The organism is Brotocaccenecus cirricatena (assembly GCF_020687045.1).
Lineage (GTDB): Bacteria > Bacillota > Clostridia > Oscillospirales > Oscillospiraceae > Vescimonas > Vescimonas cirricatena.
The window spans coordinates 1-25,638 of record NZ_JAJEPW010000003.1 but is presented as its reverse complement, the minus strand read 5'-3'; the positions used below and the strand labels follow the sequence as shown (position 1 = coordinate 25,638).

Here is a 25,638-nt window from a genome sequence, read left to right as displayed (position 1 = left end):
ATATTTCATTAGTCTAATTTAAGGAGTGCACATTATGCCAGACTATATTTTTAAAACCTACATTGACGGCGGCAGGGAGTACTACGAGTACACCGATGCGGCGGATAGAGAGCAGACCATAAAAAAAGACTTTCCGTTCCCGGAAAGTCTGATGGAGCTGCTGTATATGGATACGCAGGAGCTGGAAGCCATCACCAAGAAAATGGACAAAGCCTTGCTGGCTTTTTACCAGTCCGGCGCCAAGGATGACCTGCAGGTCGTAGCAGCAGGACTGGACGAGCTTGCATCCCGACACGTCTATTTTGAGCTGCTGCGGCTGGACTGGACAGAGCGGTTGAAAGCGGCGGAGCGCGTCACGCCCAAGGAGTATCTTCGGCTGCTGCCCCATAAAAAAATCAGCCACATTTACAGCAACATCGATACCATGCAGCGACAGATCATCAGTTTAATCGCACATGCGCTGGACATGGACGGCGAGAAGAAATCCGTATCTGAAAAGATGGTAGCCTACTACAACGCCGAGGGCAACGACACGTTGTACACTTTCCAGTTCCAGCCACAGCCTGTCAACTTCGAGGTCATCGACAGACGGATCTTTGCCGAGGTGCTATATCCCAAGGACATCTATGACCTCATCGACCACCATATACGGGAGTGCGTGAAGCGTGAGGTGAGGATGCGGGTATGCAAGAACTGCCTGCGCTACTTCGCTGTGACGGGCAAGGCCAGCACGGAGTACTGCGACCGGATCTGCGACAGCAAGGGCCGCACCTGCCGGGAAATCGGGGCCATCAACACATGGACGCAGCGCAAGCAGGGCGACGAGGTGTTCAAGGAATATCGCAGAGAGTACAAAAAGCGTTTCGCCCGCATCAACGCCGGCAAGCTGACCAAGAGCGTATTTTACGCCTGGAGTGAGGAAGCCAGAAAGAAAAAAGAGGATTGCGACAACGGCACGATCACACCGGAGGATTTCTCCCGCTGGCTGAAGGAGTCGTGAGAAAGAGCTGCCGCTAAACCAATGCCCTAATGGTGGCGAATGTGCAAAGTGGAAAGAGGATGATCCTTTTCATAAAACCTCCTGGTTTCGAGACCTTACGAGATTTCTTTGTCAGCGCGGGAACAGCCGCAGGCCATTCGGTGCGATAGCCTGCGGCTGTCGGTAATCTTTGATTATGGCATCCCACGCCGTGGGGATCCTTCCATGTGGAAGGGGACGCTGATCTGCATCAATTCTAAAAATGTGTCCTGCCTCGATTGCCTGTGGGTGGGAACTCTACGGCAGCATCAACAACTGATTTTTGCGGATATTCGCCAAATAGCATTATCAAGGTGTGTTTTTGCAAAGCAGTGTGCAATTCGCATTGACAAGAAGCAAAAAGAACGCTATAATAATGTCATTATCGATAATGACATTATTATTTAGGTGCAGAGGAGTGAAGACATGGCCAATAGGGATCATTCCCTGGATGATGGGATCATTCAGGCTGCTTATTCGGAATTTCTTGCTTACGGCTTTCAGAAAGCCTCTCTGCATAAGATCGCTGAAAAGGCCGGCGTCACAACGGGGGCGATCTACACAAGACACAAGAATAAAGACGCGTTGTTTGCCAGTCTGCTTCAGGATTTTTTTGAGACGATGAAGGCCTTGTTTGCGCCCATCGCTGAAGAATACGAAAAAGCAAAGTACAGCGCGCAGCCGGAGGATATCCTCCACGCCATCAACGTCGAGGAACAAGTATATTTTCGGCTGCTGACCGAACATCGTGACGACTGTACTTTGTTTTTCTGCCGCAGCGATGGCAGCTCCATGGAAACCGTGCTGCATAAACTAATGGATCAAAAGGCGGAACAAACGGTGGAATTCTTTTCACATATCTATGGGAAAGCGCCAAATGCCGATGCGATCCGCCTTTTGATGGGCTCCCAGTTCTGGTACTTCCGTCAGCTGCTGGATCGGCACATGGAGGAAAGCAGAATGCTTACCTGCTTACAGGCGGTCCTTGATTTTACCAACGCCGGTTGGCGGCAGTTATGTGACAGCCTGAATTAAATTGGCAAAGGAAATGGGCGGTGCGTGCGCCCATTTCTTACGGACGCCAGTTAGAGAGGGCTAACTGGCGAGAAAAGAGTTTGCGATGATAGATTTTGAATTTGAATTTCAATATGCAGAAGAAAAGAAGCCCACCTTGCAAAAAGTCGGCGGAGGCATCCCGGCGGGACGCTGCGTGGTGCTCTGCGGAGGCAGCGGATGCGGAAAATCTACGCTGCTGCGGTGCATCAACGGACTAATCCCACAATTTTACGAGGGAGAGCTGAAGGGCTTTTGCCGCCTGAACGGGCAGGACACCGCCGGGCTGCGTATCGGCGAGATCGGCGAGCTGGCAGCATCGGTATTTCAGGATCCACGAAGTCAGTTTTTTACTGTGAACAGTTCCAATGAAGTGGCCTTCGGTCTTGAAAATCACGGTCTGCCGCAAGATAAAATCCGACGGCGGGTAGATGAGGCCTTCCGGATCTTTCATCTGGAGCGGCTGAAGGATCGCAATGTCTACGAGTTGTCCAGCGGCGAGCGACAGCTCATCTCCATCTTGTCCGCGTGGGCAATGGACACAGATATTTTTCTGCTGGACGAGCCAACGGCCAACCTGGACTTTGCAGCCACGCAACAGTTAAAGGAGATTCTGCTGGCGCTGAAAAGGCAGGGCAAAACGCTGCTGCTCAGCGAGCATCGACTCTATTATCTTGCGGATATTGCCGATGAATATTGGGCCATGGCAGACGGCGAGATCAAAGGAAAATACACTGCCGCAGAGGCAAAGGCGTTCTCAGTGGAGCGGAGACAAACACTTTCTCTGCGCACGCTCGACCTTGCGGAGATCACCGTGCCGGAGAAAGAGCCGCTGCCGAAAACCGCGCCGACGGCACATGCCGTCTCAGATGTCCGCTATACATACGGCAGGAAGGCCGGAGATACCCTCTCTGGTGTCAGCTTTTCCGTCCGTGAGCATGAGATCGTCGGCCTTGTGGGCGCAAACGGCTGCGGCAAAACGACCATCGGCAAGCTGATTGCAGGGCTTTACCGCCCCTCCGGCGGCAGGATAATGCTTTTCGGAAAGCCGCAAAATCCAAAGCAGCTGCAAAAGCAAGTGCTGTTCATTCTTCAGGAGGCGGAGTTCCAGTTCTTCACCAACTCCGTCCTGCACGAACTGCAATACGGCCATGCGGTGACACCGGAGTTTGAAGCAAAAACGGAAGCGCTGCTGAAAAGTATGGATATGTGGGACTGCCGCGACCGGCATCCCTTTTCCCTCTCCGGCGGGCAGATGCAGCGTCTGACGCTGATGATGGCGTATCTGTCCGACAAGCCAATCGTCATACTGGACGAGCCGACAGCAGGACAGGACGCGGAAAGTCTGGAGCGGTGCGCGGCACTGATCCGGGAGATGCGGAAGAAAAAGACTGTTCTCATCATCACCCACGACCTTGAACTGATTGCAGATGCCTGCGACTACTGCATCGGGCTGTCGGATGGACATGCAGAAGCAAAATTTCCCGTTCATTCGGAACGAGATTTGCAAGTGGTACGGCAATATATGGAGCGCTTCCATCCTTCCGATGCTCCTGCGAAAAAACAGCATAAAGAACGATTCCATCCGGCGACAAAGCTGCTTTACTGGCTGACTCTGCTGGTCGTGATCTCCACGTCCAACAACCACTTAGTTTATGCCGCATACGCGGCACTGATCCTGCTGACCGCAGCTGACGGCTGGTTCGGAACGGCGCTGGCAGGCGGGATGAGCTTTGGGCTGCTGTGGGCGGCAAACGCTCTGCTGCCGGGCACGGTGTTCTCCTTCATGCTGGTGCTGTTCCCGCGAATCATTGCCATCGGCATTTCCATGCGGACGCTGATTGGGCGGAATGAAGCCAGCCGTACCCTGGCGGCGCTGCGTAATCTGCACCTGCCGGAACGGCTCATTATGATCGTCGCTGTGATCTTCCGCTTCTTCCCCGTTCTGTCGGGAGACATGAAGCTGCTGCGGCAGTCCATCCGCACGCGGGGCGCATTTGCAACGCCGCTTCAGAAGCTGCGGGCGCTGCCATCCTATATCGAAATACTGACCGTACCGATGGCTTTGCGCGTTATCCGCATCGCCGAGACGCTGTCCGCCTCTGCCGAAACACGGGGCATCGACTTAACCCGCCGCAAAAGCAACTATCTGTCGCTTCGGTTCTCTGCGTGGGATGCTGTGTTCTGTGTCCTGCTGGCGGCATCGGTCGCCGCCGGCCTTGTTCTGTGATCGCCGTCTCTGCGACGTTCAACCATATTCCATTCAAAAAGGAGTCTTTAACCATGAGTACTGCAAACCCCAATAAACTGAAAGTCAAGGACATCATTACCGTTGTCTTGCTGGCCCTGATCAATGTGGTCATTTTCTTCGCCAGCTCCGTCCTGTACGCAACGCCCATTACCATCATTCTGATGCCGGTGTTTTTCGCCCTGCTGGAGGGCATCGTCTACTTCATCATCGGCACGAAGGTGAAAAAGCCCGGTGCGATCCTGATTTACAGCATTGTCCGCGCCATTATGGGCGGATATCTGCCGTACATCATCCTCTTTATTCTCTCCGGTGTCATTGCCGAGCTGCTGCTGTGGAAGATGGGCTACGGCAATGCGAAGGCGCTGACCGTCAGCTATGTCATCAATCAGGTGCTGGCCGCATTCGGCAGCACTATAATTCCCTACGCCATCGCAGCCAAGGCTATGGCGGATCAGATGGTCACCGATGGCCGTCAGGACGCCATCCTTGCCGCATCCCAAATGCTGCAGTCCTGGGTGTCTGTGGCGCTGGTGGCCGGCGTGATCGTGGCGGCCTTTATCGGCACAATGATCGGCAAGCGGATCGTGAAAAAGCATCTTGCTGCGTAATGCAGTCGAAAGGAGTTCACCATGAAAGAAATTGAGCCAAATCGCTCTGCCGCCTCGTGGCTGGCAGAGCTGGCAAAAGGGCGGTACGGCGAGTACGCTTTGAGCGTCCTTACGGCGCTGCTGGGCGTCGCCTGCTCCCTTGCGCCGTATTTCATCATCATCCGGCTCATCACCGCACTGGCAAACGGGACGGCGGAGCTTTCCCGCTGCCTGACCCTCTGCGCGTGGATGGCGGGCTTTTGGGTGCTGCGCTATGCGCTGCACAGCGTTTCCACCTCTCTTTCCCACCATGCCACCTTCCATGTGTTAGCCAATACCCGCACACGGCTACTGGATAAGCTGGCCACGCTGCCCCTTGGCACGGTGCTGGACCGTTCCTCCGGCTCGTACAAGAACATTATCGTGGAGCGGGTGGACTCCATCGAAACCACCCTTGCGCATTTGCTGCCGGAGATGACAGCCAACATTGTGGGCGCGCTGGCGGTGCTGGTGCTGCTGTTTATCGAGGACTGGCGCATGGGGCTTTCCATGCTGATCGTCGTGCCGCTGGGCATTATCTGCTTTATGTCCATGTTCAGCGGCTATAACGAGAAGTTTCAGCGCACGGTCACCGCGACAAAGGCGCTGAACGACACGGCTGTGGAATACATCAGCGGCATTGAGGTCATCAAGGCCTTCGGGCAGTCTAAGACCAGCTATGCAAAGTTCGTCTCTGCTGCAAAGGAAGGGGCAGACTGCTTCATCGACTGGATGCGCGGGAGCTTGTTCGGACAGGTGGCCGGAATGGCGATACTTCCTTCAACGCTTCTCGGCATCCTGCCGGTGGGCTGTCTCCTTTATATGCACGACACACTGTCGGCAGAAACATTTCTGGCAGTCATCGTGCTTTCCTTCGGCGTTATGCAGCCGCTGATCACCGCCTTCTCCTACACCGACGACATTGCACAGGTCAAAACCATAGTCGGTGAGGTGGCGGAAGTGCTGTCCGACGAGGATATGCAGCGTCCAACGACGGCGGAAAAGCTGCCGGCCGATAACGCCATCCAACTGAAGGATGTCCGCTTTGCCTATCACGACAAGGAGGTACTGCACGGAATCAATCTGCACATTGCCCCGGGGACGGTCAATGCTCTTGTTGGCCCCTCCGGCAGCGGAAAGTCCACCATCGCCCGGCTTATCGCCTCTCTGTGGGATGTAAAGGACGGTGCCATCGAGCTGGGCGGCGTGGACATCCGTACACTTCCGCTGGCGGAGTGTACGAGGCGCATCGCCTATGTATCCCAGGACAACTACCTCTTTGACCTTTCGGTGATGGACAATATTCGTATGGGCAAAAAGGGCGCAACCAACGAGGAAGTCATCGATGCGGCAAAAAAAAGCGGCTGCCATGAGTTCATCATGGGTCTGGAAAACGGGTATCAGACCATATGCGGTGCTTCCGGCGGACACCTCTCCGGCGGTGAGCGGCAGCGCATCTCCATTGCCCGGGCTATGCTGAAGGATGCACCTATCGTCATTTTGGACGAGGCTACCTCCTACACCGACCCGGAGAATGAGGCGGTCATCCAGTCGGCACTGGCAAAGCTGGTACGGGGTAAGACGCTGCTGGTCATCGCCCACCGCCTGTCTACCATCGCCGATGCCGATCAGATCATTGTCGTGAATCACGGCAAAATCGAAGCCACCGGAACACAGGCAGAGCTTCTGGCGTCCTGCCCGCTTTATCAAACCATGTGGGAAGCCCACATCAGCGTCAAAGACGATGGGGAGGTGGCATAATGCTCAAGACACTGAAAAAGTTTTTTGCCTTCTGCGGGGCAGACAACCGCAGGCTGTTTATGACATCCATCTGGCTGGGCGTGATCAGCGCCATCTGCTCCGCCATGCGGATTCCCGCCACTGCCATCGTCATTCAGGCGCTACTCACTAAAAATGTCACCATGCCGACGCTCTGGACGAGCCTCGGCATTATCGTAATCTCATTGATCATTACGATTGCCATCAATATGAAGGCCACTATGCTCCAGACCCGTGCAGGCTACCGTGCCTGCGCCAACAAGCGAATTGAGATTGCCGAGCATCTGCGGTATCTGCCTATGGGCTGGTTCAATGACAACAGCCTGGGTGAGGTGACCTCCGTCACCACCAACACCATGGAGAACATGGCCAACATTGCCACACGGGTGGTCATGGTCACAACGAGGGGCTTCCTGACCTCCGGCATCATCGCGGTCATGATGTTCCTGTTCGACTGGCGCATGGGGCTTATCACGCTGGCGGGACTGATTCTGTTCTTCGCCGTCAATGCCGCCATGCAGCGCTCGGAGCAGGCCCTTTCCCAGCGGAAGTTCAATGCCGACGAGCGGCTTGTCTCCAAGGTGCTGGAATATGTGCGGGGCATCGCCGAGGTCAAGAATTTTGACCTGACCCACGATTCTGCAACGCAGGTACACGGTGCCGTGGAGGAAGCCCGCAGGGCGTCCTTCGCCATGGAGATACCGTCTGTTCTTTATATGCTGGCGCAGTTCATCGTCAACAAGCTCACCGGCGTTGCCGTCTGCACCGCTGCCATCGGCTTTTACTTCGGCGGCACTATGGAGCTTACAAACTGCCTTTTGATGCTGATCTGCTCCTTCATTCTCTTTGAACAGCTGGATTCTGCCGGGAGCTTTTCGGCTCTGTTCCGCTCCATTGATATCGGCGTAGACAAGGCCAACGCCATTTTGAACGTAGAACCTATGGACATCGATGGCGAAGACCTGACGCCGGAACGGGAAGACATCGCCTTGTCTCATGTGGATTTTTCCTATGACAGCAAGCCCATCCTGCACGACGTGTCCCTGACCATCCCAGAAAAAACCACGGTCGCTATCGTCGGCCCCTCCGGCTCCGGCAAGACCACTCTCTGCAATCTTATGGCGAGGTTCTGGGATGTGCAGTCAGGCAGCGTGCGCCTTGGCGGGCGGGATGTGCGGGAATACAGCTACGACAGCCTCATCCGCAATTTCTCCTTCGTGTTCCAGCGGACCTATCTGTTCTCGGACACCATCGCCAATAACATCCGCTTCGGAAAGCCCGATGCTTCCATGGAGGAGGTGCAGGCCGCTGCAAAGAAGGCGCGGTGCTACGACTTTATCATGGCACTGCCGGACGGCTTTGACACCGTCATCGGCGAGGCAGGCAGCTCGCTTTCCGGCGGCGAGCGCCAGCGCATTTCCATCGCCCGGGCAATTATGAAGGACGCGCCTATCATCATTCTGGACGAAGCCACTGCCAATGTTGACCCCGAAAATGAAAAGGAGCTGATGGAGGCTGTTGCGGAATTGACCCACGATAAGACGGTCATCATGATTGCTCACCGGCTGAAAACTGTGCGCAACGCCGACAAAATATTCGTTGTCGATCACGGTGAGATCGTCCAGCAGGGCACGCATGACGAGCTGGTTGCTGTTGACGGGCTCTACCGCCGCTTTGTGGTGGAGCGCAAGCAGGCCGCCGGATGGAAGGTCTGAAGAAACACAATCTAAAAAATATGAAAAGAAGCTCGTATCATTATTGACGATACGAGCTTCTTCGTTTATTCTCTGTTTCCTGTAATGTAATAGTCGCAGAATTCTCCGCCGTTTGCCAACGTCTGCTTTCTGTGCAGCACGCCGTGCTGAAGCGTGATCATCACTTCATCAAGTTCGCAGAACAACGGCATGAGTTCGGAAACACCGAGTTTCTCCGTGTAAATGCAAATCGGGCAGCGGGTGATGCGGTAGTAGCAGGCTCCCTCGTGCGGCTGACCGACAAAGTCCACCTTGAAGGAGGTCGGATACTGCTTTTCCTTTTCCGGCGTGTACCACTTGTAATATTTCACGACGCTCTTTTTATTTTCCGTCTTACCCTTGTCGGTGTTCAGGTCAGTCCTGCCGAAGTACCATTTGATGTGGTAAAGCGAACACCGCATCATCTCCTGCACCGTCTCCGGGGGAATTTTCTTTTCACTTGCCACATACGGCGCAACAAAGGCAAGGGCGAACAACTCGTTGTATGCCATAGGGTTATCGTCACCGATGTCGTCTGCTTTCTCGACAAGCTCACGATAGACCTTTTTGCTCTTTTTCATAATGTCGGCGGCATATTCCCTGCCGTACTTCTCTGCCAGAACCTTTTTCATCGGGCTTTTGAACATCCAGAAATAAAAGCCGTTGTATTTCATATCACTTGTCCTCCCGTGATTTATTTACAGATTCAAAAAACGCAGACCAGCCGCCGATATGATAAGCCATCAGCGCATCCATATACGTTTCGGCGGCCTTGCGGTCAGTACATTCGCTGACAATTCGCCGGTAGCTGTCAAACTGTGCGGATATCAGAAGTCCGAGCAGCTTTTCATCCATGCCGGTGAAGCCGGAATTCCGAAAGAACACGATGCTTTCCTTGATCTTGCTCTGCACGATTCCTTCGAAGTAATGTTCAAAGCTGCTTCCCGTACTGCGGCACAGAAGCAGTACAGCCTCCTCATAGTGGTCGAAAATCAGGTGCAGGATCGCTGCCGATTCGTGCTGCATGGATACTTTCAGGGCTGTCAGGAGGTCAGCATCTGTACTTGCGTAATACTCCGCTTTGGTGTTTTGAAACAAGGCCTCGATCTCTCTCAGGAGCGGCTCCAGCAGGCAACCGAACAGCTCGTCCTTGGATTTGTAGCGGGTCTGTATTGCACCTACGGTCACGCCTGCTTTCTCGGCGATCTTCCGAAGCGATGCACTGGAATAACCTTTCGCCGAAAATTCCTGTCGAGCAGCCGTGATGATCTTATTGTCAAGCGTATGGTCTCTAAGTGCCATATATTCGCCCCTCCCTCCATAATTACAATGTAATTGATTATGTTGTAATTATATCGTTGCTCCGTTTATTTGTCAATATGGTTTGCAAATTTTACAGTACACTGCAAAAAATACCGCCGGCATATTGCCGACGGTACGAGAATCATATCTGCTCCAAATCTTTGTACTGTTCAAGCACAGGACTTTTATCTCCTACATACCAATAGTCGCAGTAGCTGCCGCCGAGCGCCTTGGTCTGCGTGCGGATAAGCCGAGCGTGCATGACCTCGGCAAGATAGTGGTCAGTTTTGCAGAGGTACGGCAAAAGCTTATCATAGCCATGCTCTTTTGCGTGTTTTACTATCGGGCAGCCGACAAGATGAAAAGCAAAGCCCTCCGTGTGCTGCTCGGGGTTGATCTCAACCCTCCAGCTATCCATCCATTCTCCCTTTGCCTGATGCTCTTTCTGCATCCGGATGAACTTGATATATGTCCTTTCAAATAACCGATACGGCCATCTCTGACGGTTTCCGTCTACGAATTTTCCGAGAAATTTCATTTTGTCGGTCATCTGCCGTTTGATTTTGAGCAGTGCTTCGCCGTCAAGTCGGTGTCCGCTTGCTTCATAGAAGGAAAGGATAGTGAACCAATCCAGCATATTCTTTGCCATTATATTTTCACCGAGGTCGGGCATATCCTTCATGAATTCGAGGTAATACCTTTCGGCTTCCCTGAAGATCTGCTCGGCTTCATTCGGATATCGCTCCCGGCAATAGCTTTCATATGGCTTTGCATATTGCGATTTTGCATAAGCTCTTTTCATATGGATTGTCTCCCACGCCGATCTCCGGCGTTATTTTCTTCCAACGATCATGGCCGAGTTGCCCAGCATCATCATAGCGGCACGCTGCTTCGAGCCGAAAATTTTCTCTGCGGTCTCCACATACTGAACCTCGGCAAAGCCCATGCCCCTCAGTTCCTCCACAAAGGCGTTCATGTCGCCGTACATCTGCGGCTTCATATTGTCATGCAGGACAAACACGCCGCCCTTTTTCAGTACCCGCAGGCTTTCCAGCAGCAGGGCATGCTTGTCCGCACCCATAATGTTATGATAGACGTAGTTGCTGATCACAGCATCAAAGCTCCCGTCCGGGAAATCCAGCTTATTGGCATCGCCGTGGACAAATCCGCATTGCTTACCGACACCCTCGGACGCCGCGTTTTTTTCGCAGAGTGCTTTGCTGTAGTTGTACATGGCGCCCCAATAATCAAGGCCGGTGATCTTCGCCTCCGGCCATGTGAGCGCTGCACGGACCGCCAGCGCACCGGAGCCGCAGCCGACCTCCAACAGGCTTCCGTGACCGTCAAAGTCAAGGCTGCTCAGAATTGTCTGATGCACCTTTTCCATCATGCCGCCTTTGCCGAAGGCGTACTGGCGGCGGATCCACGCCATCCAGCACAGCAGTGCCACCAGAATCACGGTGGCTGCGGCGAACACAACGCCCAAAACCGTGATGCGGAATACGGTAAAAGACAGTGCAGTCAGCACCAGCGTCACCAGCGCAATTCCCCCAAAAACATAGAAGACCGGATTTGACATCCAGCTGCCGTAGTCCTCTCCGTGCGTTCCCACTTTGATTTTCTTTTGAACATCAGAAATAGTGCTTTTCATGTAAGTGATTCCTTTCTCTTAAAATTGTTTCTCGCATAAACCGCCGCCGCAATGCACCAGATCACGATGGCGGTATTGGTGCTGCTCTGGCTCATTACGGACATCCATGTATCGACAGGCACCTGCATCGCTTGGGCAATATCCGGGACGCCTGCCAGCAGAATGTTCCATGTGACCGGGTGAAAAGCCAGCATCCACCGGGAATACCATGTCTTGCCCGCAAGCAGCATCACAAAATGGATGCCGAAAGCCAGTATCATCGGAACGTACATCGGCGCAATGGCGAGGAGCATGCCGTCCTGATAGGCGGTGACCGCCGCGATGGCGGCTTCTTCTCCGATGCGCGGGCCCAGATAGGTGGTGAACCACGCCATGGTAGCCACCCAGGTGTGGATCGTCAGCGCCACCGCAACGGTGAAAATTCCGCACAGATACTGAATGATCTTTGTTTTTCTGTACTTTGTATCAATGTCCGCATTCAGTGCTTTTACCGCAAAGTAATAGAGAAAGCCCCCAATCGCTCCCAGTCCAACGGTAAGCACGGGCCTCCACAGCCCATAAGAGCCAGACAGATAACAGGCTCTGTTGAAAAGGCTGGTGTCGGTTTTCTGAAGCGGAACGCACCCCAGCAGCCAGTCCCCGGCAGCCATCAGAACTGCTCCGATCGCACCGAGAATGTACCATCGAATCAGCTTTTTCGGTTTCTCCGTCTTCATCTTTTTTGCCTCCGATTGCAGTTCATGATTCTGCTTTTCATTTGGGCAATTTCCTCCTTCTTAGAAGATCAAAACGACAATACCGCCGACAATTGCCGCTCCTACGACCCAGATCAACGCCAGTATGCTTCGCCTTTTCAGCACCTGCCGCCAGGTCTGCACAAACGGTGCATCTTCAAGCCCTGGCAGCACCCAAAATCGGCTGTGCCCGACCCATAGCCTGTCGATTACAACGCCATCGTAAACATTCATGACCTCAAGAAGCAGCAGCGCCTGCCAATAGGCTTCACCAAAGATAGAAGCCCTGTTCCACATACCAATAATCAGCACAAGAGCAGCAAGCATCACGATGTAAAACGAAATCATAAAGCGCTTTCGTTTCCGGTTCATCGTATTGCGGTCGATCAGTCCCAGCTCAATGGCTTGGTCCTGCACCGTCTTGGGATAAAAGTACAGTCCATTGACCGCCCCGCCGATCACAGCGATTTTTACCATTGCGGTAAACAGCAGGCAATAAATCAACAATTGCAGTATGATCATTGTTTTTCCCTTCTCAGTCTGCGTGCGAATCGGGCATATGCTCCCATTTTCTTCGCCTCCTATTGCGGTTCATAAAGTCATTGCACCCCATAGAAAATTTCTTTTTTGAAGGAGAGGTAGATTGGCAGTCCTGCGACGAAGTTAAGAACACCGCCAACGATGAGCCATACAAGCACTGAGGAAACGCCCGCTGTTGTGATCTGAGTCATTCCGACAACCGCCCCTGCCAGTCCGGAATAAACCGTTATCCCAAAGCTCAAATTCTTTTGGAGCTTTGTGGCAATCTCCTTTTCGTGGATCTTGTTCAGATAAATTAGATACGCAACACCGAACAGGACGCCCGCCAGCGCAAGTAGCGCCGCATAGTCCAGCACATGGCAAAAGCCGTTTCTTCAAAAGTAAATAACACCTGCAATCAAGTGGATCATCCAGCCAATATCGCTGATTAGCCCCAACATCAGGAACGGAATATCCGGCATCATCGCTGTATATCGGACACCCTGTTTCCCCGCCTGCTGAAGCTGCTGGATATGGGCTTCTGTTGTTTTTCTTTTTTCATGCAGGACTTTTTTTATCACACGCATAGAAAATCTCTGCCTCCCAAAACGATTGCTTCTGTCACACGTCCTCAAAGCAGCGCGCAAAGCCACGCTGCCACAGCGGAGGCGGGAATGTAGATCACAAAGTGCCAGATATGTGTTTGCTTGTTATAGCCGAACATATGCGGACCGACCACGCCCTTCAGCTCCGGATAGAAATGCGGAAAGAAATTGGAGTGGCACAGCAGCACCCAGTCAAAGAAAATGATGTCGTAGATCTCCATGGCGTAGAGCACGGCGAGAAACCGCACAAAGAAGTCCAGGAAGCCGAAGCCGTTTCTGACGCCGTCCCATACGCTTAGTGCCGCCGCAGCGAGAAAAAGCAGGATGGCAATGATCTCAATCACCCAGCCGATACTATGTGCGCCGGGAAATCGTTCCTTTGTATCGGGGATTGCGTCCAGATTTTCCTTTGGTGCGGATGAGAAAAAACGCTTGTCCTGAATGAAACCCACCCCGCCGTATAAAACAAGAAAGTATGCCAGAAATACCATGAGCGTTACAAGAACCGTGATTTTCATTTTGATGTTGATGCCTCCGTACTGACAGACTGCTGCTTTTCCGCGTCCGGTTTTTTGATCAGGTCATACAGCTTTCCAAATTCGCCGATGTCCCGCACTCCGGCAAGTTCCATGCCCAGATGGACATATTTGTCGCACTTGGACTTGGCATCGGTCTCCAGAATTACCGGCACGCCCAGCCGGTTGCCCTCGGCAAAGGCAATATCCATAACCTTGCGCATATAGCCCTGTCCTGATACTGCTCCCGCACACAGACAAGCCCTACAAAGATATACGGCTTCTTCTCCTTGTCCATGCGATCTTGCAGTGGCACACCGCCGCGCTTGATGGCCATAGCGAAGTGCACGAGCCTCTTCAGGCTGGAATTGCGCAGCATCCCCTTTGCAATGGGCCACAGCGTCCTGACGCCCAGTTTCTGCTTCGGCAGCTTGTAGGCGATATAGCCCTCGCCCCGCTCGCCGGTGGTGTGCAGAAAGCCGCCCCGCAGCACCCCGCGCACATAGGCGCAGATATAGTTTGCCGTGGCTTCTTTCCCGGAAAAGGCAGCGGACATTCCCGTTTCCTCTCCGTAGTCGTAATAGCCGAAAGCGTGACCGATATCATGGATGGATTTTTCGTCCAATGTTGTAACTTTCATTGTATTTCACTTTCCTGATTCTTCAGCACATCTCTCTGTTCCGCCATCCGTCAGAAAGCGTTCCAGCTCCGATGCAAGCAGCGCCGGATGATTGATGATCTCACCATGACCAAAACCGGGGAAGCAGCGGACGATCAGACCCGGATATGCCTTCCGCAGTCGCTGGATGGCCTTTTTCATATGCCCTTCTTTTTCTCCGTACCAGCAGGCGACCTTTGCATCGGGCTGTACCGGAAAGTCCGTCCGATAGAGATAAAGCCCTGCCTCCCAAGTGGCCCGGACGGATTCCAAGCTGATATGATCCGGGATACGGCGGAGCATGGTCTGCATTCCCTGCTCCGTCTGCCCCATAAAGCGCAACGCCCATGCAGGCATATACTTTTCGTGTGCCGTTCGATACTGCTTTTGCGGCATGACCTTCAAAATCAGTCGATTCAGCACGCCAAAATCCAGATACTCCGGCCCGCTGAGGATCATTCGACCGATTTGAATGTTTGGGGAAGCCTTCAGAAAAATAGTCGGTCCGCAGCCCAGCGACTCTGCATAAAGCAGGTCCAGCCGTCCGTCCAGTTCTTTTTCAATATATTCCGCCAGCTTGTCCGCCTGAGCCTGAGCGGTCGTGTAGGTCGTTTCGCCTGTTCCGTCAAAGCCGTCGAAACTGACGGCATACACGCAGAATTTCTTTTCCAGCAGCGGGATCAGATTCTCAAACTGCCGCCAACACATAAGATTTCCGTGCAGCAGCATAATGGTCTTTCCTTGTCTATTGCCGAATCGTTTGATGTCCATACCAATCTGCCTCCCGGCTATTTTTCGACCTTCATGCAGAAATCGCAGCGGTCATTTCCACGCCCCAGTGTCATACTTCTCTCCCAGATCAGCTTCGGATGCAGCCCGGTATAGCTGATGTCGTCGCTGTCGCAAAAGCAGCGGCACAGCTCTGGGCAGCCGTATTCTGCGCAGGTGTCGTGATAGGGACACTCCATCATATCCACACGCCAGACGCCGTTACCGGTCTGCAGTTCTTTTGGGGCAAAGCCCGCCGCCAGGCCGAAAACGCTCCGGGTGGATTTGACGAAAACGCCGGGGACAAGGCGGTAAAGCCCCGGTATGTGCAGCAGGGCGGCAAGCTGTTTGTGGCTCGTTCTCGCCAAGCGCTCCACATAGCCGTGCACGGTTTGCAGCGCCTCCTCTTTCGGCATGACCCGCTGTAAGGTCTCGTAGGCCGCAATGCCCGGCAATATCTGCCGCTTGAGGTGGTATTGCTTTTCCTTGCTTGCACCCGCATTTTCAGCCAGCAGCGCACTCAGGCGCATATCGAAAGCGGTGTTCAGTTCCTTTGCTTGCGCGGGAAAGCGCAGTGCCACAGTCTCCCGGAAATCACGGGAAAGATAGGTTTCCTTCCTCTTCATCGTCCGTTACCCTTTCTTTTTATACCCGCAGTCGCAGTAGGGTCCGCCGGAGGCGAGAGTGTACTGCCGCACAAAATCAGTCGCGCCGCCCGCCTCGCTCATGGTGTAGTCCAGATGGCACAGGGCGGGGGTTAGGTCGTACAGCCCCAGCTCTTTCATCAGCACACAGATGCCGCATTTGGTAAAGCGTCCCTCGTAGCCGCTGCCATCCGGGTATTCGTAAAACTCCATGTTCCACGAATAGGGGTTGCGGTCGGCGGCTTTCAGAGCGGCTGTTGCCTTCATAGTGGCAATATCCTTTTCGGTGAACTTGCTTTTTCCGCTCTTGCGGCAGAACCACTGCATGGGCGCAGTCATCATGGCTTTTGCATAGTAATCCGTCAGCCTGTCCACCTCCGGACGCTGCGGCATGGAGAGAATAAAAGCACCGATCATCGCGCAGTTGACGAGGTTCATCTTGAATCGGTCGCCTTTTTCAAATTCAGGCAGCTCGGAGATGATCTCCCTGTATTTAGGCTTTGCTTTTTTCGTGATGGCTTTTGCCGTATTCGTACCGTAGCCGAACACCGCTGTCAGCTGGTTTCGGAAGGACGGCGCAAACATCGTCCACATGCCGAAAGGCATTCCCAAATAGGTCACTTTTTGTCCCTCCAATCGCATATCACGCGGGTCATGCGGCGGTCAATGTCAATGCGAGCCGTTTTACACTCCCTGGGATATTTCTTCGCAGCGCTGAACGCCAGCTTGACAAACAGTGCCGAGCCGACGGGAAGCATGGTCTTGAGCATACCGTCGGGGAAAACAAAATGCGTGCCGTGCTCATATACGACCGCCTCGACTTCGCAGGAGTGCGGTTTCTCCGCAAGGCGTTTTTCCATGCGGCGGATATATTTTGCGGTGTCCCAAAGTGCGTCGTCCTCTGCGCCGACAAGAAACGGCTTGCCGCGGATATTCTCGACCTTTATGAATTCCTCCTCGGTAATCGGGTGCGCCGCTTCAGAGTCGTCAAACAGCTTGCGGGAGGCAATCATATTGCCGGTGCGTTTGGACTCCTCCGAGATTATGCGCCAATAGTCAGGGCGCTGATAGCAAAACGGCATGTATGGCAAGGGCTTTCCCTTGCAAGAAAAGAGTGATTCTCCCTCGATTGGCCATTCCTTGCAGCCATCCTTTTTGCCCTGCATGAACCCCTGCCACACAAAGTCGCTGGGTGTCATTGCAATGGTTAGAGAAATGTCGCTGAATATCGATGCTGCCGTCAGGGCGAGGGTACCTGTCGTTGAGGCTCCCGCAATGCCTATTTTTTCGTTTCCGTGTAATTTGAGCCATGCCATTGCTTTTTCGATGCGTTCAAGGGGATAGTTGTGATGACCGTAGTCCTTTTTTGCAGGCGACATGGTCAAAATGTTCACGCCGAGGCGAATCAGCCACTTCACCGCCGAGCGCGCCATATAATCCTCGGGGTCGTCGCCGAGCATGGCGATGACGGTGCAGTCCGATCCGTCCTTGCACGCCCAATACGCGCCGTAAAAGCCATCGCTTTCAACATCAAAGTGGATGTGTTTCATTCAAAATGCCTCTTTCAAAAGTTGATCTTTACAATCTGCATCTTCATCATTCCGTCACCGACTTTGGCAAGAAAACGGAAAAAGCCGCTGACGGAAGGATCGCGGAGATCGTTGTAGCCCAGCATATAGCCGCGGCTTGTGACCTGCAAGCGGCTATCCCACGCACTGATCTCTTGGGGAGCGTCCGAAACCGCAAAATATGCGCCGACATCCTTGATTTTCGCCGTCCTGAGCCATGTCTTGGCGATCATCTTCACCGCCGTCCGATTTGCAGCGTCAAACACCAGCACGCCGCCGGGGAAGGCGTCCGCCATTTTTTGCACCAATGCTTTGACCTGTTCCGTCAGAAAGTAGTAGAACACGCCGGAGGCAAAGAACACCGCGCCGCCGGAGGCATCGATTTGGGAGAACCATTCGGTATCGTTCAAATTGCAGGGGATGTTTTCCTCCCGCTCCCCGGTGGGCAGCAGCTCATTGCGCACGGCGATCACATCCGGGAGATCCAGATTATAAATCTTGCAACTGCCGTTGTCGCAGCTTCTCCCTGTGCTGTCCAGTCCGCAGCCCAGATTGACCACCGCCGCATGGGGGTGGTCTTTCAGATAATCCCGCACCTCAAAAGCAAGGTCATTCTGCCGCATGGCCACCTCCAGTGAACCGAAACGCTGCATCAGGCTGCGGGATTTTTTCTCCGCCTCAGAAAAATCGTAGTCGATCTCGTTAATCAGCCGCACCGCTGTTTCGTCCCGGTAAAGATTCGGGTATAGTTCTGAGCAGACCTTCCGCGCATACAACGGAATGATCAGCGTCTCCTGTACGGTGTTTTTCTCGATTTTATATTTCATATAGGTATCTCCTTCAGTGAATAAATACCGACATAATCGCCGCCAGTGCTGCCGAAATGACCGCCATACCAATTGTGCCGAACAGCCACTTTTTGCCCTTATCCTTGGCTGTAATGTAGGGTTTCAGGTCTTCCGTTCCCGGAATTTCCCATGCGTTCGTATGTCCTACCCAATAGCCGTCAACCCAAAATCGGTCTATGAGATTCATAACGGACAGTATGACCAGAAGCTGCCAGAAGCCCGCACGAAAACCCCGCGCACCGTTCACCGCATAGACGCACACCAGCACATAGGCAATATAGCCGGGAACGCAGATGGCTTTGCATAGCAGGGCGTTTCGCTTGATTTTTTCGTGTGTTGTAAGTCCCAGCGTTACGCACCGCTCCTGCACCTCCTGGCTGTAAAGATGCACCATGCCCACCGCGCCCTTGCGGATACCGATGGCGCAAACCAAAATGAGCAGAACGCCCAGCCCTATGCCTTCCAGGATCGTTTGTAAAATCATCCCTGCTTCTCCTCATTCTGCTTTCCGGCAGACAAACCATGCCATACTCTTCACATTTCCGAGGGTCACGGCTGCGTACATACGTTCCAGCCGTGCTTTCAGACTGGAAACCGTCTCATAGAGCGGTGTGAAAAAACCTGCCTTTTCATAAACATGCCGGACGAACCAATCCGTCCGCTTGTGCTCGCCCTTCACATAAAAGCAGCCGCAGAATGTCCCGCCGGGTCTCAAAACCCGGAAAACCTCCCGATAAGCGGCTTCCTTGTCCGGAAAAGCATGAAAGCCGTTCAGCGACAAAACGATGTCGAAAGTATCGTCTTCATAGGGAAGCGCCCCCACATCGCCCTGCCGGAAGGTTACATTTTTCAGGTGCAGGCGGTCAGCCTTTTCCCGTGCCTGCCTCATCATATCGGGCGAATAATCGAGACAGGTAATGTCCGCCTCCGGCATAGTCTGATAAACCGGCATGGTCAGAATCCCTGTTCCCACCGGCACTTCCAGCAGCTTGTCGGAGAAATGCTCCGGAATACCGGACATTGCCTTTTCCAGATAGGCGTCGTTTTCCGCCTTGTTCATTGCCCACACCAAGCGACACACCGCTTTCCCACTCAGAGTAGAGCAGGTAATCATGCCGTCATAAAAGCTGTTTCCGCCCGTCATTCGGTACGCACCGCGAATGGCTTCTTTTCGTTCCATGGTTTTCTCTCCGTGTTTCAATCAACACACGACCGTTTCCGGTCTCATTTCTTCAAAAAATCTACAATCTTTACGAAGTCCTCTTTTGCCTCCTTGAAGATCGGCAGCATACAGTAGCAATGCACCATCTTCGGGCGGGCGGACACCGTATAGGGGACATTTGCCCGTTTGCAGGCTTCCTCAAAGTCCGGCAAAGCACCGTAGAGCACCTCGTCGGCAGAATAGAAGAAGTGAATATCGCCTACGCCGGTAAAATCTCCCCGGGAGCCGGAGAGCATATAGTCCGGCACATTCTCGCAGCCATGCCGCATGAACTTTTCCACCGTCACCATGAAGGCATAGTCGATGGAAACATCCCTTTTGTTGAGTGCCTGCATCCGCGCCTTTTCCGCGTCGTTCCACGGTACTTCGCCGGGGGATACGGCGACGATGTGCCTTGGCTGCGGCAGCGGCTCGGGCTGCGCGTTGTTGTGCGCCGCGATCCCCAAAGCCAGCGCACCGCCGGAGGAAAAGCCGCAGGTACTGACATTTCCGCCGCCATACAGTGCAATCATTTTTCGATAACATTCGTACACCATTGCGTAGGTTTCAGTAATGCAGTGTTCCATGCAGAGCGGGTAAAACGGAAACCACACATCACAGCCGGTCTCGCGGCAGAGCTTGCGCATCACAGGCAGGTCGCCCTTATCGGGGCCGATCACCATGCCGCCGCCAAAGAAATAGAGAATCGCGCGCTCGGACGGCTTCGGATGCTCTCGCACGATCAGGCAGGGAAATCCGTTTACCGCGATCGTTTCATAATATGCCTTGCTGTCGGTGGGCGTAAAAACGCCGCGGTGTCGGTTCTGCTTTTCAATTTCCTTTCGCAGTGCATCCTCCGGCAAGGCGAACGCCTTTTTCGCGCCGGAGAGCTTGTATACGCTGCGTAAGATAGATGCAAAGATACTCATGATTTAGCCCCCTCATTTCCGCGCCGTAATGCAGAGCCAGCTTTTCCTTTTGTGTATTTGCACCTCGTGAAAACCCGCCTGTTCCAGATACGCCTTTAATTCAATGTCCTTATAGATGGTCATGCCGCCGATGATCTCTGTCCACTTCTTGTCCTTGTCCGTATCGCCGTTGCTTTCGTTGCAGATGAGTAATGTCCCGCCGGGCTTCAGCACCCGGTAAACCTCCCGGAAGCACTGCGGCAGATCGGGCCAGAAATAGACGGTTTCAAAGGCCGTTACCGCATCGAACCAGTCGCCTGCAAAGATCATATCCGCCACGCTGCCCTGCAGAACGGTGCAGCGGCCCTCCGCGATGGCGGCCTCGTTGACCTTTTTGGATTTCTCCACGCTGACGGGCGAATAGTCGATGCCCTTGACGATACCCTGCGGGCATTTTTTCAGCAGCTTCCGGATATTGGCCCCGCCGCCGCAGCCGCAGTCCAGCACCTTGGCGTCCGGCGCAAGCTCCAAAAATCGAAGCCCCCACCGAGCCACGGCGCTGTGCCCGACGTTCATCATGGCGACCATGATTTTTCCGCCAAAGCCCTCGGGCTTGCGGGTATTTTCAAAGAATGACATATCACACCTCCGTTTTCTCACACTCGGCATAGGTCAGCGGGAATGAGGCTTTCAGAACAACGCTTTTCCGCACCGTCCAGCCGTTTTGCCTTAGGAAGCGCAGGTATTCCTCGCCCGTCCACCTGCTGTGGAGAGGAAATCCTGCCAGCTTCATGAAAAATGCCCTGACCTTGCCGAAAATAGAATTCTCCGCGTGGGTGAAGGTGGGCCCGATGAGCACTCCGTCATCCTTCAGAACCCGGCGAATCTCGGCAAGGGCTTTCTCCGGCTGCGGCACGATATGCAGCGCGTTGGACACGATCACCACATCAAAGGATTTGTCTGCATAGGGCAGGCAGAACATATCCTGCACGGAAAAGTGCAGCTTTGCCGAGCGGTTGTCCCGCTTGGCCTCTGCAATCATCTCCGCAGAGGCGTCCGTCGCCTCAATATGCGCCGCCGCATTCACGATGTGCTTTGCGATCAGCCCCGTGCCGGTTGCCAGTTCCAGCACCGTTTTGGCTTTCACCACCGGCCGGATCAGCTCATACATCTCGTCATACGCCGCCCGATCCTTTCGCATAAAGCGGTCGTACCGACCGGCATTTCTGTCCCAGAAATTCTTGTGTTCTCGCATCTCTGTCATTCCCTTCGGTGTTAGATTTGCCTAACCGATACGTGCAGTTATTCGGTTAGATGTCGCTAACTATCGTGTCTTGGAAAAGCCGCATTGCTGCGGCACCCCTCCCAAAGCTATTCTTGCTTAATTTAGCGTTTTCGGACGATTTTTTTAGAAAATCATTACTTCCCATTTCTGCTAAAAAGTATAGCACCGCCGATGGTTAGTGTCAACTAACCATCTCTCATCTTTTCCTCTGCCTTCGGAGAGCGTACAAAGCAGCTGCCCTTATTCTTTGATTATAGCATCCCACGGTTTGCGCCGCCAAGGGTTAAGAAAATCGTTGACGCTTTTTCTATTTCTGGCTATAATAGGCGCACCGAGGATGGACGCCTTTCCGCCTGTCTTTCTATGACCACAACACGTACCACAGACGCTTCCGGGACACATGGTTACAACGGGAAAAAGAGGCCACAAGACCATTTACATTCCAGGCAAAAGCGGCGGAAATGGCTAAAAATCAATACAAATCAGAGCTTTTAATTCGTTCGCATCCGAGAGGTCGAGGGTTCGAATCCCTTCAGGTCCACCAACGCAATATAATCCGAACCCTTTGCCGATTGGCCGTGGGTTCGGATTTATTGTTTTGTCCGCCGTCCCGGCATAATTTTCCCCGCCGCCGCATAATAGACAGGGGAGGGGAACGCTATGAAGCCTGCTGTTTATCTGTACGGTGTGCCGGGTCAATATGAAAACTATCTGGCGGCGCTGGAGAGCGCCGGGGTCCGGGTGGTCCTGTGCCGGGACCTGTACCGCAGTCTGGACTGCGGGGGACTGCTGCTGCCCGGCGGCGGGGACATCCGGGGCCCCCTTCCGGGAACGGAGTCCTTTCTGATCGACTCCTTTGCCCGGTCCCGGCGGCCCATTCTGGGGATCTGCCGGGGACTCCAGGCCCTGAACGTCCACTGGGGCGGGACCCTGCGGGATATCCCCGGCCACCAGCTGCCCCGGGGCGATCTGGTGCACCCCACCCGGGCGGAGGGGCTGATGGCCCGTCTGCTGGGGGAAGCTCCCGCCGTCACCAGCTGCCACCACCAGGCGGTGGACCGCCTGGCCCCGCCCTTACAGGCGGTGCAGTGGTCCCCGGACGGCGTGGTGGAGGCGGCGGTCCACCGGCAGCTGCCGGTGCTGGGGGTCCAGTGGCACCCGGAGCGCCAGAGCTATGGCCTGCGCCGGGCGGACGCCCCCGGGGCAGAGGCCCTGTTTGCCTATTTCGCTGCACTGATAGGAGGAGAACCATGGACAGACCCGTGCGGGAGCTGAATCTGGAGCTGGGGCGGCCCGACGCCGCGGAAGCCCTCCGCCGCCTGGCGGCGGAGGTGGAAGCCGCCCGGAAAATGGGGACTCCGGCCATGAAGCTGATCCATGGCTACGGCTCCTCCGGCAAAGGCGGGCGGCTGCGCACTGCCTGCCGCACCTGGCTGCGGCAGCAGGAGCTGTGCTTTCTGCCCGGGGAGGAGTTCAGCATCTTCAACCAGGAGGCCCGCCGGTGGCTGGCCCTGTGTCCCCGGCTGCGGCAGGACCGGGATCTGGATGCCGAAAACCGGGGCGTCACCTATGTTCTGCTGAAAAAATAACAAAAATCGCCGTGAAGCGCTTCTTTTTTCAAGCGCTTCACGGCGGTTTTTCATTCCAGGGATGCCTTGTATCCCTCGCCCCAGGCCCACATGGAGTCCAGAATGGGCTCCAGGCTCCGGCCCAGCGGGGTCAGGGAATACTCCACCCGGGGCGGCACCTCGGCATAGACCTCCCGGTGGACCAGGCCGCTTTTCTCCATGTCCCGCAGCTGGGCGGCGAGCACCTTCTGGGACACATCACCCACAGATTTTCTCAGCTCGCCGAAGCGCTTGGTGCCCGGCATCAGGTCCCGGAGGATCAGCACCTTCCACTTGTCGCCGATCAAGGTCAGCGTGGTCTCCACCGGGCAGGTGGGCAGCTGGTCCTTTTTCTTTGCCTCACTCACGTCCATAAAACCTCCCCAAAAGCTGTCCCGGTTTCAGGCGGGACGTCCCGCAAAAGCCGGGCTTTGTCCCGGTTTTTATCCGGGACAGGCCGGGACGGAAAGCCCTGTCCCGGCGTTTTTGCGTCTTTTTATTTTCCCACGCAGAAGCGGGAGAAAATGGTCTGGATCAGGTCGTCCCGGATGTGTTTTCCGTTCAGCTCCCCCAGAGCCTCCAGGGCGGCCTCGGCGTCGGTGAGCACCACGTCCGGGGTCATGCCGATATCCAGGGCGCTGCGGGCGCTGCGGACGGAGGCCAGGGCCCGGGACACGGCGTCGGCCTGGCGGGCGTTGGTCAGCAGCTCCCCGGGGCGGCCCTCCCCGGCGGGGTACATGGCTCCGATGGCGTCGCACAGGACGGACACCCCCTCGCCGCTGCGGGCGGACAGGGACACCATGTTGTCGAACTCGTCGGCCAGTCGGCCGATGTCCACCGCCCGGGGCAGGTCGGATTTGTTCACCGCCACCAGCAGGTTGGGCGCCTGCCGGGCCAGGTCCATGGCCTCCCGGTCGGCGTCGGTCAGGGGGGTGGAGCCGTCCAGCACCAGCAGGGCCAGGGAGGCCTGGCGGGCGGCGGCCCGGGCCCGCTCCACGCCGATCTTCTCCACGGCGTCCTCCGTCTGGTGGATGCCCGCCGTGTCGCACAGGCGCAGCAGCACATGGCCCACCCGGACCTTTTCCTCCACCGTGTCCCGGGTGGTTCCGGCCACGTCGGTGACAATGGCCCGGTCATAGCCCAGCAGGGCGTTAAGCAGGGAGGACTTGCCCACGTTGGGGCGGCCCAGGATCACCGTGGGGACCCCTAATTTCAGGAGCTTTCCCCGGGAGAAGGTGGCCAGCAGCTCCTCCAGCCGGTTTTCGGCGCGGCGGAGGGTATCCAGCATGTCCTCCCGCTGGAGGTCGCCGATGTCCTCGTCGGGATAGTCCACCACGGCGTAAAACCGGGAGACGATGGCCATCAGGCCGTCGTAGATCTCCGCCACGGTGCGGCTGAGGACCCCCTCCAGCTGGCCCACGGCGTTGTGGGCGGCCTGGGCGGTCTCGGCGTCGATCAGGTCCGCCACGGCCTCCGCCTGCAAAAGGTCCATGCGGCCGTTGAGAAAGGCCCGGCGGGTGAACTCGCCGCCCTTGGCCTGGCGGGCTCCGGCGGCAAGCATGGCGGCCAGGGCCGCGTCCAGCACCACCGGGCTTCCGTGGCACTGCAGCTCGCCGCAGTCCTGGCCAGTGTAGCTGCCGGGGCCGGGGAACAGCACCGCCAGGGCGCTGTCGATGACCTGGCCGTCCCGGTCCAGCACGTCCCCCAGCACCAGGCGGCGGGGCTCCTGCCGGGACATGGGGCGGCCGTTTTTCGGGCGGAACACCCGGTCCAGCACGGTGCAGGTGTCCGGCCCGGACAGGCGCACCACGCCAATGGCCGACGGCCCCGGAGCCGTGGCAATGGCGGCGATGGTATCAGACATGGAAATGCACTCCTTTTTATACACATGAGGCCAGTATAGCATGATTTGTTGCCCCGGGCAAGGCAGCAGGCGATAATTCCCCGGGAAACGGGGCAGACTATGGGCAGATCAACGGAAAGGAGGGGCGGAATATGCAGGCTATGGTCCACGCGAAAACGTGCATCCAGTGCGGGCTGTGTCCGGCGGTGTGCCCGGACGTGTTCACCCTGGATCCCGGGGAACCCGCCCGGGCCATCAGCGGCCCGGTGCCGGAGGAGTGCCGGCTGGCGGCCCAGGAGGCGGCGGACAGCTGCCCGGTAGGGGCCATCGAGATCCGGTGAACAAACGGCGGGGGGGGACGCGGGCCCTCTCAGTCGGCTGCGCCGACAGCTCTCACAGAGGGAGAGCCAAGTCCGTAGGGCCCGCTGCCCTCGGCGGCCCGGGGCAGGGGGCGGATTGCCGCCGAAAATGGTACAATTGGGAGGACACCCCCAAGAGGGGGGGGGGGGGGGGGGGGGGGGG

Annotated in this window: 33 protein-coding genes; 10 read left to right on the top strand and 23 right to left on the bottom strand. The window is 55.4% G+C overall.

The window, feature by feature from the left end; translation table 11 throughout:
- Positions 1–34 precede the first annotated feature (34 nt).
- From LKD37_RS01845 to LKD37_RS01815, 7 genes are all read left to right on the top strand, one after another.
- Entirely contained in the window at positions 35–1,000 is a 966-nt protein-coding gene (locus LKD37_RS01845) for a DUF6076 domain-containing protein (protein ID WP_302927680.1), read from the top strand.
- A gap of 108 nt (positions 1,001–1,108) precedes the next feature.
- Positions 1,109–1,426, top strand: coding sequence for a hypothetical protein (locus tag LKD37_RS01840; protein ID WP_302927679.1), 318 nt, complete (start codon positions 1,109–1,111; stop codon positions 1,424–1,426).
- 18 nt (positions 1,427–1,444) lie between these two features.
- Positions 1,445–2,053, top strand: coding sequence for a TetR/AcrR family transcriptional regulator (locus LKD37_RS01835; protein WP_302927678.1), 609 nt, complete (start codon positions 1,445–1,447; stop codon positions 2,051–2,053).
- An 85-nt stretch (positions 2,054–2,138) separates the two neighbouring features.
- Positions 2,139–4,301 (top strand): ATP-binding cassette domain-containing protein, encoded by a 2,163-nt coding sequence (locus LKD37_RS01830; RefSeq protein ID WP_302927677.1) that lies wholly within the window; start codon positions 2,139–2,141, stop codon positions 4,299–4,301.
- Positions 4,302–4,354: 53 nt separating this feature from the next.
- A complete protein-coding gene (locus LKD37_RS01825) occupies positions 4,355–4,930 on the top strand; it encodes an MptD family putative ECF transporter S component (protein ID WP_302927676.1) in 576 nt (191 codons plus the stop codon).
- A 21-nt stretch (positions 4,931–4,951) separates the two neighbouring features.
- Positions 4,952–6,709 carry an ABC transporter ATP-binding protein gene (locus tag LKD37_RS01820; RefSeq protein WP_302927675.1) on the top strand — a complete coding sequence of 586 codons (1,758 nt, stop codon included), beginning with the start codon at positions 4,952–4,954 and terminating at the stop codon, positions 6,707–6,709.
- The gene (locus LKD37_RS01815) at positions 6,709–8,442 is read left to right on the top strand and encodes an ABC transporter ATP-binding protein (protein WP_302927674.1); all 1,734 of its coding nucleotides are present in this window, start codon (positions 6,709–6,711) and stop codon (positions 8,440–8,442) included. Before LKD37_RS01820 ends, LKD37_RS01815 begins: the two co-directional genes overlap by 1 nt.
- 65 nt (positions 8,443–8,507) lie before the next feature.
- Here the strand turns inward: LKD37_RS01815 and LKD37_RS01810 are convergent, their stop codons facing one another.
- The 21 genes from LKD37_RS01810 to LKD37_RS01710 form a co-directional block, all read right to left on the bottom strand.
- On the bottom strand, positions 8,508–9,134 hold the full coding sequence (locus LKD37_RS01810) for an L-2-amino-thiazoline-4-carboxylic acid hydrolase (RefSeq protein WP_302927673.1): 627 nt from the start codon (positions 9,132–9,134) through the stop codon (positions 8,508–8,510).
- A 1-nt stretch (position 9,135) separates the two neighbouring features.
- The gene (locus tag LKD37_RS01805; RefSeq protein WP_302927672.1) at positions 9,136–9,762 is read right to left on the bottom strand and encodes a TetR/AcrR family transcriptional regulator; all 627 of its coding nucleotides are present in this window, start codon (positions 9,760–9,762) and stop codon (positions 9,136–9,138) included.
- Between the two features lie 142 nt (positions 9,763–9,904).
- Complete coding sequence (locus LKD37_RS01800; RefSeq protein ID WP_302927671.1) at positions 9,905–10,564, bottom strand: L-2-amino-thiazoline-4-carboxylic acid hydrolase; 660 nt, start codon at positions 10,562–10,564, stop codon at positions 9,905–9,907.
- 30 nt (positions 10,565–10,594) lie between these two features.
- Positions 10,595–11,413 (bottom strand): class I SAM-dependent methyltransferase, encoded by an 819-nt coding sequence (locus LKD37_RS01795; protein WP_302927670.1) that lies wholly within the window; start codon positions 11,411–11,413, stop codon positions 10,595–10,597.
- The gene (locus LKD37_RS01790; RefSeq protein ID WP_302927669.1) at positions 11,410–12,129 is read right to left on the bottom strand and encodes a DUF6796 family protein; all 720 of its coding nucleotides are present in this window, start codon (positions 12,127–12,129) and stop codon (positions 11,410–11,412) included. Before LKD37_RS01790 ends, LKD37_RS01795 begins: the two co-directional genes overlap by 4 nt.
- Before the next feature lie 60 nt (positions 12,130–12,189).
- Positions 12,190–12,669, bottom strand: a complete 480-nt coding sequence (locus LKD37_RS01785) for a hypothetical protein (protein WP_302927668.1) — start codon at positions 12,667–12,669, stop codon at positions 12,190–12,192.
- A gap of 77 nt (positions 12,670–12,746) precedes the next feature.
- The gene (locus tag LKD37_RS01780) at positions 12,747–13,043 is read right to left on the bottom strand and encodes a hypothetical protein (RefSeq protein WP_302927667.1); all 297 of its coding nucleotides are present in this window, start codon (positions 13,041–13,043) and stop codon (positions 12,747–12,749) included.
- Between the two features lie 18 nt (positions 13,044–13,061).
- A complete protein-coding gene (locus LKD37_RS01775; protein WP_286147831.1) occupies positions 13,062–13,253 on the bottom strand; it encodes a hypothetical protein in 192 nt (63 codons plus the stop codon).
- 44 nt (positions 13,254–13,297) lie between these two features.
- Positions 13,298–13,789, bottom strand: a complete 492-nt coding sequence (locus tag LKD37_RS01770; protein ID WP_302927666.1) for a hypothetical protein — start codon at positions 13,787–13,789, stop codon at positions 13,298–13,300.
- Entirely contained in the window at positions 13,786–14,010 is a 225-nt protein-coding gene (locus LKD37_RS01765) for a hypothetical protein (RefSeq protein ID WP_286147833.1), read from the bottom strand. Before LKD37_RS01765 ends, LKD37_RS01770 begins: the two co-directional genes overlap by 4 nt.
- On the bottom strand, positions 13,953–14,426 hold the full coding sequence (locus LKD37_RS01760) for a hypothetical protein (protein WP_286147834.1): 474 nt from the start codon (positions 14,424–14,426) through the stop codon (positions 13,953–13,955). Before LKD37_RS01760 ends, LKD37_RS01765 begins: the two co-directional genes overlap by 58 nt.
- 6 nt (positions 14,427–14,432) lie before the next feature.
- On the bottom strand, positions 14,433–15,215 hold the full coding sequence (locus LKD37_RS01755; protein WP_286147835.1) for an alpha/beta fold hydrolase: 783 nt from the start codon (positions 15,213–15,215) through the stop codon (positions 14,433–14,435).
- Positions 15,216–15,232: 17 nt separating this feature from the next.
- Positions 15,233–15,838: an L-2-amino-thiazoline-4-carboxylic acid hydrolase gene (locus LKD37_RS01750; RefSeq protein WP_302927665.1), complete on the bottom strand. Its 606-nt coding sequence runs from the start codon at positions 15,836–15,838 to the stop codon at positions 15,233–15,235.
- A gap of 6 nt (positions 15,839–15,844) precedes the next feature.
- Positions 15,845–16,477, bottom strand: a complete 633-nt coding sequence (locus tag LKD37_RS01745; RefSeq protein ID WP_302927664.1) for an L-2-amino-thiazoline-4-carboxylic acid hydrolase — start codon at positions 16,475–16,477, stop codon at positions 15,845–15,847.
- Entirely contained in the window at positions 16,474–17,406 is a 933-nt protein-coding gene (locus LKD37_RS01740) for an acyl-CoA thioester hydrolase/BAAT C-terminal domain-containing protein (RefSeq protein ID WP_302927663.1), read from the bottom strand. The genes LKD37_RS01745 and LKD37_RS01740 overlap by 4 nt, the downstream gene beginning before the upstream one ends.
- A 14-nt stretch (positions 17,407–17,420) precedes the next feature.
- The gene (locus LKD37_RS01735; RefSeq protein ID WP_302927662.1) at positions 17,421–18,251 is read right to left on the bottom strand and encodes a class I SAM-dependent methyltransferase; all 831 of its coding nucleotides are present in this window, start codon (positions 18,249–18,251) and stop codon (positions 17,421–17,423) included.
- A gap of 13 nt (positions 18,252–18,264) precedes the next feature.
- Positions 18,265–18,756, bottom strand: coding sequence for a hypothetical protein (locus tag LKD37_RS01730; protein WP_302927661.1), 492 nt, complete (start codon positions 18,754–18,756; stop codon positions 18,265–18,267).
- Between the two features lie 12 nt (positions 18,757–18,768).
- On the bottom strand, positions 18,769–19,452 hold the full coding sequence (locus LKD37_RS01725) for a class I SAM-dependent methyltransferase (RefSeq protein WP_302927660.1): 684 nt from the start codon (positions 19,450–19,452) through the stop codon (positions 18,769–18,771).
- A 44-nt stretch (positions 19,453–19,496) separates the two neighbouring features.
- Complete coding sequence (locus tag LKD37_RS01720; RefSeq protein WP_302927659.1) at positions 19,497–20,402, bottom strand: alpha/beta hydrolase; 906 nt, start codon at positions 20,400–20,402, stop codon at positions 19,497–19,499.
- A 12-nt stretch (positions 20,403–20,414) separates the two neighbouring features.
- A complete protein-coding gene (locus LKD37_RS01715) occupies positions 20,415–21,020 on the bottom strand; it encodes a class I SAM-dependent methyltransferase (RefSeq protein ID WP_302927658.1) in 606 nt (201 codons plus the stop codon).
- A gap of 1 nt (position 21,021) precedes the next feature.
- The gene (locus LKD37_RS01710; protein WP_306414368.1) at positions 21,022–21,636 is read right to left on the bottom strand and encodes a class I SAM-dependent methyltransferase; all 615 of its coding nucleotides are present in this window, start codon (positions 21,634–21,636) and stop codon (positions 21,022–21,024) included.
- Positions 21,637–22,326: 690 nt separating this feature from the next.
- Here LKD37_RS01710 and LKD37_RS01705 point away from each other — a divergent pair.
- Together LKD37_RS01705 and LKD37_RS01700 are read left to right on the top strand one after the other, a co-directional pair.
- Entirely contained in the window at positions 22,327–22,941 is a 615-nt protein-coding gene (locus LKD37_RS01705; RefSeq protein ID WP_302927656.1) for a gamma-glutamyl-gamma-aminobutyrate hydrolase family protein, read from the top strand.
- On the top strand, positions 22,917–23,255 hold the full coding sequence (locus LKD37_RS01700; RefSeq protein ID WP_302927655.1) for a Smr/MutS family protein: 339 nt from the start codon (positions 22,917–22,919) through the stop codon (positions 23,253–23,255). The genes LKD37_RS01705 and LKD37_RS01700 overlap by 25 nt, the downstream gene beginning before the upstream one ends.
- 50 nt (positions 23,256–23,305) lie before the next feature.
- On the opposite strand, the gene LKD37_RS01695 is transcribed toward LKD37_RS01700, so the two are convergent.
- Complete coding sequence (locus LKD37_RS01695) at positions 23,306–23,647, bottom strand: winged helix-turn-helix transcriptional regulator (protein ID WP_302927654.1); 342 nt, start codon at positions 23,645–23,647, stop codon at positions 23,306–23,308.
- A gap of 122 nt (positions 23,648–23,769) precedes the next feature.
- Complete coding sequence (gene mnmE, locus LKD37_RS01690) at positions 23,770–25,137, bottom strand: tRNA uridine-5-carboxymethylaminomethyl(34) synthesis GTPase MnmE (protein WP_302927653.1); 1,368 nt, start codon at positions 25,135–25,137, stop codon at positions 23,770–23,772.
- 131 nt (positions 25,138–25,268) lie between these two features.
- Here mnmE and LKD37_RS01685 point away from each other — a divergent pair, with 131 nt between their 5' ends.
- Complete coding sequence (locus tag LKD37_RS01685; RefSeq protein WP_302927652.1) at positions 25,269–25,457, top strand: ferredoxin; 189 nt, start codon at positions 25,269–25,271, stop codon at positions 25,455–25,457.
- The last annotated feature ends 181 nt before the right edge of the window (positions 25,458–25,638 follow it).

Bases quoted from the DNA above. Each gene is read 5' to 3' on its own strand.
- LKD37_RS01835 (WP_302927678.1), top strand. From the start codon at position 1,445: ATGGCCAATAGGGATCATTCCCTGGATGATGGGATCATTCAGGCTGCT.
- LKD37_RS01760 (WP_286147834.1), bottom strand. From the start codon at position 14,426: ATGAAAGTTACAACATTGGACGAAAAATCCATCCATGATATCGGTCAC.
- LKD37_RS01775 (WP_286147831.1), bottom strand. From the start codon at position 13,253: ATGCGTGTGATAAAAAAAGTCCTGCATGAAAAAAGAAAAACAACAGAA.
- LKD37_RS01785 (WP_302927668.1), bottom strand. From the start codon at position 12,669: ATGATCATACTGCAATTGTTGATTTATTGCCTGCTGTTTACCGCAATG.
- LKD37_RS01695 (WP_302927654.1), bottom strand. From the start codon at position 23,647: ATGGACGTGAGTGAGGCAAAGAAAAAGGACCAGCTGCCCACCTGCCCG.
- LKD37_RS01725 (WP_302927660.1), bottom strand. From the start codon at position 19,452: ATGGAACGAAAAGAAGCCATTCGCGGTGCGTACCGAATGACGGGCGGA.
- LKD37_RS01705 (WP_302927656.1), top strand. From the start codon at position 22,327: ATGAAGCCTGCTGTTTATCTGTACGGTGTGCCGGGTCAATATGAAAAC.
- LKD37_RS01825 (WP_302927676.1), top strand. From the start codon at position 4,355: ATGAGTACTGCAAACCCCAATAAACTGAAAGTCAAGGACATCATTACC.
- LKD37_RS01715 (WP_302927658.1), bottom strand. From the start codon at position 21,020: ATGTCATTCTTTGAAAATACCCGCAAGCCCGAGGGCTTTGGCGGAAAA.
- LKD37_RS01735 (WP_302927662.1), bottom strand. From the start codon at position 18,251: ATGAAATATAAAATCGAGAAAAACACCGTACAGGAGACGCTGATCATT.
- LKD37_RS01795 (WP_302927670.1), bottom strand. From the start codon at position 11,413: ATGAAAAGCACTATTTCTGATGTTCAAAAGAAAATCAAAGTGGGAACG.
- LKD37_RS01845 (WP_302927680.1), top strand. From the start codon at position 35: ATGCCAGACTATATTTTTAAAACCTACATTGACGGCGGCAGGGAGTAC.
- LKD37_RS01815 (WP_302927674.1), top strand. From the start codon at position 6,709: ATGCTCAAGACACTGAAAAAGTTTTTTGCCTTCTGCGGGGCAGACAAC.
- LKD37_RS01765 (WP_286147833.1), bottom strand. From the start codon at position 14,010: ATGCGCAAGGTTATGGATATTGCCTTTGCCGAGGGCAACCGGCTGGGC.
- LKD37_RS01700 (WP_302927655.1), top strand. From the start codon at position 22,917: ATGGACAGACCCGTGCGGGAGCTGAATCTGGAGCTGGGGCGGCCCGAC.
- LKD37_RS01685 (WP_302927652.1), top strand. From the start codon at position 25,269: ATGCAGGCTATGGTCCACGCGAAAACGTGCATCCAGTGCGGGCTGTGT.
- LKD37_RS01830 (WP_302927677.1), top strand. From the start codon at position 2,139: ATGATAGATTTTGAATTTGAATTTCAATATGCAGAAGAAAAGAAGCCC.
- LKD37_RS01755 (WP_286147835.1), bottom strand. From the start codon at position 15,215: ATGGACATCAAACGATTCGGCAATAGACAAGGAAAGACCATTATGCTG.
- LKD37_RS01720 (WP_302927659.1), bottom strand. From the start codon at position 20,402: ATGAGTATCTTTGCATCTATCTTACGCAGCGTATACAAGCTCTCCGGC.
- LKD37_RS01805 (WP_302927672.1), bottom strand. From the start codon at position 9,762: ATGGCACTTAGAGACCATACGCTTGACAATAAGATCATCACGGCTGCT.
- LKD37_RS01710 (WP_306414368.1), bottom strand. From the start codon at position 21,636: ATGCGAGAACACAAGAATTTCTGGGACAGAAATGCCGGTCGGTACGAC.
- mnmE (WP_302927653.1), bottom strand. From the start codon at position 25,137: ATGTCTGATACCATCGCCGCCATTGCCACGGCTCCGGGGCCGTCGGCC.
- LKD37_RS01750 (WP_302927665.1), bottom strand. From the start codon at position 15,838: ATGAAGAGGAAGGAAACCTATCTTTCCCGTGATTTCCGGGAGACTGTG.
- LKD37_RS01770 (WP_302927666.1), bottom strand. From the start codon at position 13,789: ATGAAAATCACGGTTCTTGTAACGCTCATGGTATTTCTGGCATACTTT.
- LKD37_RS01810 (WP_302927673.1), bottom strand. From the start codon at position 9,134: ATGAAATACAACGGCTTTTATTTCTGGATGTTCAAAAGCCCGATGAAA.
- LKD37_RS01790 (WP_302927669.1), bottom strand. From the start codon at position 12,129: ATGAAGACGGAGAAACCGAAAAAGCTGATTCGATGGTACATTCTCGGT.
- LKD37_RS01820 (WP_302927675.1), top strand. From the start codon at position 4,952: ATGAAAGAAATTGAGCCAAATCGCTCTGCCGCCTCGTGGCTGGCAGAG.
- LKD37_RS01740 (WP_302927663.1), bottom strand. From the start codon at position 17,406: ATGAAACACATCCACTTTGATGTTGAAAGCGATGGCTTTTACGGCGCG.
- LKD37_RS01730 (WP_302927661.1), bottom strand. From the start codon at position 18,756: ATGATTTTACAAACGATCCTGGAAGGCATAGGGCTGGGCGTTCTGCTC.
- LKD37_RS01800 (WP_302927671.1), bottom strand. From the start codon at position 10,564: ATGAAAAGAGCTTATGCAAAATCGCAATATGCAAAGCCATATGAAAGC.